The 5,615-nt window shown below is 72.6% G+C and carries 5 protein-coding genes; 3 read left to right on the top strand and 2 right to left on the bottom strand.

Annotation, left to right across the window (positions count from 1 at the left end; translation table 11 throughout):
- Nucleotides 1-322: biotin/lipoyl-containing protein (locus ACXYMW_RS03830; protein ID WP_459033962.1), on the bottom strand; the 322-nt coding region annotated here is incomplete at its 3' end.
- 3 nt (nt 323-325) lie between these two features.
- Nucleotides 326-1,333, bottom strand: a complete 1,008-nt coding sequence (gene pdhA / locus ACXYMW_RS03825) for a pyruvate dehydrogenase (acetyl-transferring) E1 component subunit alpha (RefSeq protein ID WP_459033961.1) — start codon at nt 1,331-1,333, stop codon at nt 326-328.
- A gap of 250 nt (nt 1,334-1,583) precedes the next feature.
- On the opposite strand from pdhA, the gene ACXYMW_RS03820 reads away from it, so the two are divergent.
- From ACXYMW_RS03820 to ACXYMW_RS03810, 3 genes are all read left to right on the top strand, one after another.
- Nucleotides 1,584-2,267 carry a phosphatidylserine decarboxylase gene (locus ACXYMW_RS03820; protein WP_459033960.1) on the top strand — a complete coding sequence of 228 codons (684 nt, stop codon included), beginning with the start codon at nt 1,584-1,586 and terminating at the stop codon, nt 2,265-2,267.
- A 95-nt stretch (nt 2,268-2,362) separates the two neighbouring features.
- Nucleotides 2,363-3,058 carry a CDP-diacylglycerol--serine O-phosphatidyltransferase gene (pssA, locus tag ACXYMW_RS03815; RefSeq protein WP_459033971.1) on the top strand — a complete coding sequence of 232 codons (696 nt, stop codon included), beginning with the start codon at nt 2,363-2,365 and terminating at the stop codon, nt 3,056-3,058.
- Between the two features lie 177 nt (nt 3,059-3,235).
- Complete coding sequence (locus ACXYMW_RS03810; RefSeq protein ID WP_459033959.1) at nt 3,236-5,611, top strand: HWE histidine kinase domain-containing protein; 2,376 nt, start codon at nt 3,236-3,238, stop codon at nt 5,609-5,611.
- The last annotated feature ends 4 nt before the right edge of the window (nt 5,612-5,615 follow it).

Raw genomic sequence — 5,615 nt, 5'->3', positions numbered from 1 at the left:
GGTGCCCCGCGACCGCGGGGTCGGCGCCGCCGCCGGCCAGCGCCGCAGATCCGTCCGCGCCCGGCGCCGCGGCGGGCTCGCCCGGCGCCTCGAGCACCGCGATGGGCGTGTTCACCTTCACCGCCCTGGTGCCCTCGGGCACCAGGATGGCACCCAGCCGTCCCGGCGCCGTGGCCTCGAATTCCAGCGTCGCCTTGTCGGTCTCGATCTCGGCGATGACGTCGCCTTCCTCCACCGCGTCGCCCTCGCGGACGAACCAGCGCGCCAGCGTGCCCTCCTCCATGGCGGGGGACAGGGCGGGCATGAGGATCTCGGTCGCCATCGCTCAGCCCGCCGCGTAGACGTCGGCGTGGAGCGCCGAGGCCTCGGGTTCGGCGCCGTCGCGCGCCGCCTTGGCGGCGGCGTTGATGCGTTCCTTGGTCTCGCGGTCCATGGCCTTCAGCTCGTCCTCGGTGGCGTGGCCGCCGTCGAGCAGCAGGGCGCGCAGATGCGCGATCGGGTCGCGCGCCTCGCGCACCCGCTGCGCCTCGGCCCGGGTGCGGTATTTGGCGGGATCGGCCATGGAATGCCCGCGGTAGCGGTAGGTGCGCGCCTCGAGAAGGTAGGGGCCCTTGCCGGCCCGCACGTGCAGCGCCGCGTCCTCGGCGGCGGTCCGCACCGCCAGCACGTCCATGCCGTCGACGCTCCGGGCGGGGATGCCGTGCGCCTTGGCGCGGTCGGTCAGGCCCGGCCCGCGGGCGCCGCGCCCGGGCAGCGGCGCGGCGCCGCCGAGCTCGGAATTGTTCTCGATGACGAAGAGCACCGGCAGCTTCCAGCGCATCGCCAGCGCGTAGGTCTCCGCGACCTGGCCCTGATCGGCCGCGGCATCGCCGAGATAGACGTAGGTCACCGCATGCGAGCGCCGCGTGCGTTCGGCGAGCGCCAGCCCGGCGCCGATCGGCACCTGCGCGGCGAGGATGCCGTGGCCGCCGAAGAAGCCCTGCTCGGGGGCGTACATGTGCATCGAGCCGCCCTTGCCGCCGGACAGGCCCTCGGCGCGGCCCAGAAGCTCCGCCAGCATCGGCTCCGGGTCGAGCCCGGCGGCCAGCATCAGGCCGTGGCAACGATAGGAGGTGATGCGGCGGTCGCCGTCGCGGGCGCTGGCCTCGAGTCCCACCGCCACCGCCTCCTGGCCGATATAGAGATGGCAGTAGCCGCCGATCAGCCCCATGCCGTAAAGCTGCCCGGCCTTCTCCTCGAAGCGGCGGATCAGCAGCATGTCGCGGTAGGCCGCGATCAGGCTGGCATCGGGGATCTCCCGGGCGGCCTCGGCCGCGGCGCTGTCGGCCGTCATCGCGGCGTCTCCTCCCTCACTTCGCCCGCCCGCCGGGCCGGCCGATCGCGGGCCCGCCACCGGTGGGCGGCCGCGGTTCAGCGTTGCCGGAATCCTAGGCCCCGCGCAACATTCTTTCAATAGCCCCCGCGCGGCGGCCGGCGGGCTAGGCCGGCCGCCGCACATGCCCGTGTGCGCCCCGCGCGAGGGTTCAGATCGGCCCGCGAATGGGGTAAGTGGGCGTCAACCTCCACTTCCGGAACGGATTCCCATGCGACTGCGCGACACGGTCCTCAAGCCCATGCACCCCGAAGGCCGGCGTTTCGTCGGCGCCTTCGCGCTGGCGACGCTGCTGCTGTTCTTCCTGTGGGAGCCGCTGGGCTGGATCGGCCTCGGCCTCACCGTCTGGTGCTATTACTTCTTCCGCGACCCCGACCGGGTGACGCCGGAGCGGCCCGGCCTGCTGGTGAGCCCGGCCGACGGCATCGTGTCGCAGACCGGCACCGTGCTGCCGCCGCCGGAGCTCGGCCTGCCGGCCGAGCCGCGGCAGCGCGTCTCGGTCTTCATGTCGGTCTTCGACTGCCACGTGAACCGGATGCCGGGCGCCGGCACGGTGTGCCGCATCGTCTACCGGCCGGGCAAGTTCGTGAACGCCGCGCTCGACAAGGCCAGCGAACAGAACGAACGCAACGGCCTGGTGGTGACGCTCGACGAGGGCGGGTCGGATCTCGGCGTGGTGCAGATCGCCGGGCTGGTGGCGCGGCGCATCGTCTCCTTCACCGCCGAGGGCGACCACCTGGGCCGCGGCGGGCGCTTCGGGCTGATCCGCTTCGGCTCGCGGCTCGACATCTACCTGCCGGCGGATTGGGAACTGCGCGCCGCGGTGGGCCAGACCATGATCGCCGGCGAGACGGTGATCGCCGAACGCCGCGGCGAACCGGAGCCCATGGCGTGACCGACGGTCCCGAAACCCCCGGCCCGCAGACGCCGCCGCGCGACCCCGAGGCGCCGGCCCGCGAGAAGCTGACCATCGTGCAGCTGCTGCCCAACATGCTGACCATCTCGGCGATCTGCGCCGGGCTGACGGCGATCCGGTACGGGCTGGCCGGGCAATACGAGCTCGCCGTGCAGCTGATCCTCCTGGCCGCCGTGCTCGACGGGCTCGACGGCCGCCTGGCGCGGGCCCTGAAGACCGAGAGCCCGGTCGGGGCGGAGCTCGATTCGCTGGCCGATTTCCTGAATTTCGGGGTCGCGCCGGGACTGCTGCTCTACACTTGGGCGCTCGAGGATCTGCGCGGCCTGGGCTGGGTCGCGGTGCTGGTCTACGCGGTCTGCACGGTGTCGCGGCTGGCGCGCTTCAACGTCTCGCGCAAGACCGACGAGGGCCGCGGCGGCGACAATGCCTTCTTCACCGGCGTGCCGTCGCCGGCGGGCGCCTTCCTGGCGCTGCTGCCGATGTTCGTGAGCTTCGCGGTGGGGTCCGGCCCGCTGCTGCCGGACCTGCTGCTGGCGCTCTGGATGGTGCTGGTCGGGCTGTCGATGATCAGCCGCATCCCCACCTGGTCGTTCAAGACCACCAAGGTCTCGCGCGGCAACGTGAAGCTGTTCCTCGTGGGCTTCGTGGTCGTCGGCGCGGTGATCCTGACCTATGCCTGGATCAGCCTGGTGCTGCTCTGCCTGGCCTATCTTGCGGTGGTCGCCTGGAAGCTCCTGACCTGGCGGCGGGGTCTCGGCCGCCGCGGTTGAGGCGGCCCCGACCGGCGGCGCCCCGAGCCCGCACCGCGCCCCTGTAAGCCCGCAGCGGACGGGCTATATCTTCGTTTCTTGTGGCGCCCCGGGCGCCGCCGGAGTGCGAACAGCAGGAGCAGTGGCGTGCGGGATGACGATGTCGGAGGGTTCGCCCTTCCCGTGGAAGGCGGCCGGATGGGGGAGATGATCCGCGCCCATGACTGGCGGGCCTCGCCGATCGGGCCCTCGGAGGACTGGCCGCAGGTCCTGCGCATCCTGGTGGCCCTGATGCTGACCTCGAGCCAGCCGATGTTCATCGTCTGGGGCGCGTCGCGGATCATGCTCTACAACGACGCCTACAGCGAGATCCTGGCCGAAAAGCATCCCGCCCTTGGGCGGCCGTTCCACGAGGTCTGGCACGAGATCTGGGACCGCGACCTGAAGCCGATCGTCGACCGCGCCTATGCCGGCGAGGCGCTCCACATGGACGACATCCCGCTGGTGATGATGCGCCGCGGCTACCCGGAGGAGACGCATTTCTCCTTCTCCTACACCCCGGTGCGCGGGCCCGACGGCAAGGTGCACGGCTTCTTCTGCCCCTGTCTCGAGATCACCGACCAGGTTCTGGAAAAGCGCCGCGCGCGGCTGCGCGCCGAGCTCAACGAACGCCTGCGCGGGCTGCACGAGCCGGCCGAGATGACCGAACTGGCGATGGCGCTGCTGGCCCAGCACCTCGGCGTCGAGCAGAGCATCTATGCCGAGATCGACCCGACCGGCGAATACGCCATCATCGAGAGCGACTGGAATGACGGCCGCATGGCCAGCAATGTCGGCCGGCACCGGCTGGAGGATTTCGGCAGCGATTTCATCGCCGACCTGAAGGCCGGCCGCAGCATCGCCATCGGCGACATCCGCGCCGATCCCCGGACCTCCAGCCCCGAGGCCGTGGCCGCGTTCGAGGCGCGCGGCGTCCGCGCCTTCCTCAGCGTGCCGCTCCTGTTGAAGGGGCAGCTGATCGCGGTTCTGGGCGTGAACTCGGCGGCGCCGAAATACTGGCATCCCGACGACATCGCGCTGGTCGAGGAGGTCGCCGGACGCACCAACGCGGCCTTGCGCAGCGCCCGTGCCGAGGCGGCGCGGCGGGCCAGCGAGGAGAGCCTGCGGCGGACCCGCGACGCCCTGGCGCTGGCCACCGAAGCCTCGCAGCTCGGCTGGTACAGCTGGGATTTCGCCACCGGGGCAGCCACCGCCGATCCCCGGGCCCGGCAGGTGATCGGGCTCGCGTCGGCGGCCGATGCCATCGCCGACTGGGAGGCGCGCATCCATCCCGAGGACCGCGCCGCGGTCCGCGCCGAGATCGCCAGCTGCCTGCGCGAGGCCCGGCCCTTCGACCTGGAATACCGGGTGCTGCATGCCGACGGCGCGGAGCTGCACGTCCACGGCACCGGCATCTTCGCCGCCGACGAGGCCGGCGCGCCGCTGCACGGCACCGGGCTGGTGCGCGACATCACCGAGCGCAAGCGCTCGGAGCAGCGCCAGACCATGCTGATGGCCGAGCTCGACCACCGGGTGAAGAACATCCTCGCCGTGGTGCAGTCGATCGCCCGCCAGAGCCTCGGGCGCGGCCGCACTGCCGAGACCGAGGCAGCGACGCTGCTGGCCGGGCGGATCGACGCGCTGGCGCGGTCGCACACGCTGCTTGCCAGCAGCCGCTGGGAGGGCGCGCGCTTCGGCGCCCTGGTGGAAACCGCGGTGGCGCCCTATCGCGGCGCCCGGCCGGGGCGGATCGAGGCCCGCGGCCCGGACCTCAAGGTCACCCCGAAGGCCGCGCAGACGCTGACCCTGGCGCTGCACGAGATGGTCACCAATGCCGGCAAGTACGGCGCGCTCTCGGCCGAGGACGGACAGGTGACGGCGCGCTGGCGGCTGGCCGAGGCCGCGGAGGAGCCGCGCCTGATCTTCGACTGGCAGGAAAGCGGCGGCCCGCCGATCACCGCCGAACCGGCGCAGCGCGGCTTCGGGTCGCTGCTGATCGAACATACGCTGGCCTACGACCTGGGCGGCCGGGTGAGCCTCGATTTCGCGCCCGGCGGCCTGCACGCGGTCATCGAGCTGCCGCTCGGCCGGCTGCGCGTCCAGCCGACGCCGGGGATCGGCGAGTTCCGCCCCGAGACGCCGCCGCCGGCCCCGGTCGGCACGGCGCTCGAGGGGTTGCGGGTGCTGCTGGTCGAGGACGAGCATCTGGTCGGACGCGAGACCGCGGCGGCGCTGCGTTCGGGCGGCATGACGGTCTTCGGCCCGCTGCCCAGCGTCGAGCAGGCGCTCAAGGTCGCGGTGGCCGAGGATTTCGACGCCGCGGTGCTCGACGTCAATCTGGGCGGCGAACGGGTCTGGCCGGTGGCCCGCGCGGTGCGGGCCCGCGGCATTCCGGTGCTGTTCGCCACCGGCTACACCGAGAGTATCGGCATGCTGCCGGAATTCACCGGCACGCCGTGGCTGGAAAAGCCGTTCGACACCCCGCAGCTCTTGGCCGCGCTGGCCGCCGCGGTGGCGGCCAGCGCCCCGGCCTGAGGCG

It is taken from the genome of Roseivivax sp. CAU 1761 (genome assembly GCF_054482755.1).
The sequence above is the reverse complement of the archived record's forward strand: the minus strand, read 5'-3'. Positions and strand labels throughout refer to the sequence as shown.

Bases quoted from the DNA above. Each gene is read 5' to 3' on its own strand.
- pdhA (WP_459033961.1), bottom strand. From the start codon at position 1,333: ATGACGGCCGACAGCGCCGCGGCCGAGGCCGCCCGGGAGATCCCCGAT.
- ACXYMW_RS03820 (WP_459033960.1), top strand. From the start codon at position 1,584: ATGCGACTGCGCGACACGGTCCTCAAGCCCATGCACCCCGAAGGCCGG.
- pssA (WP_459033971.1), top strand. From the start codon at position 2,363: ATGCTGACCATCTCGGCGATCTGCGCCGGGCTGACGGCGATCCGGTAC.
- ACXYMW_RS03810 (WP_459033959.1), top strand. From the start codon at position 3,236: ATGGGGGAGATGATCCGCGCCCATGACTGGCGGGCCTCGCCGATCGGG.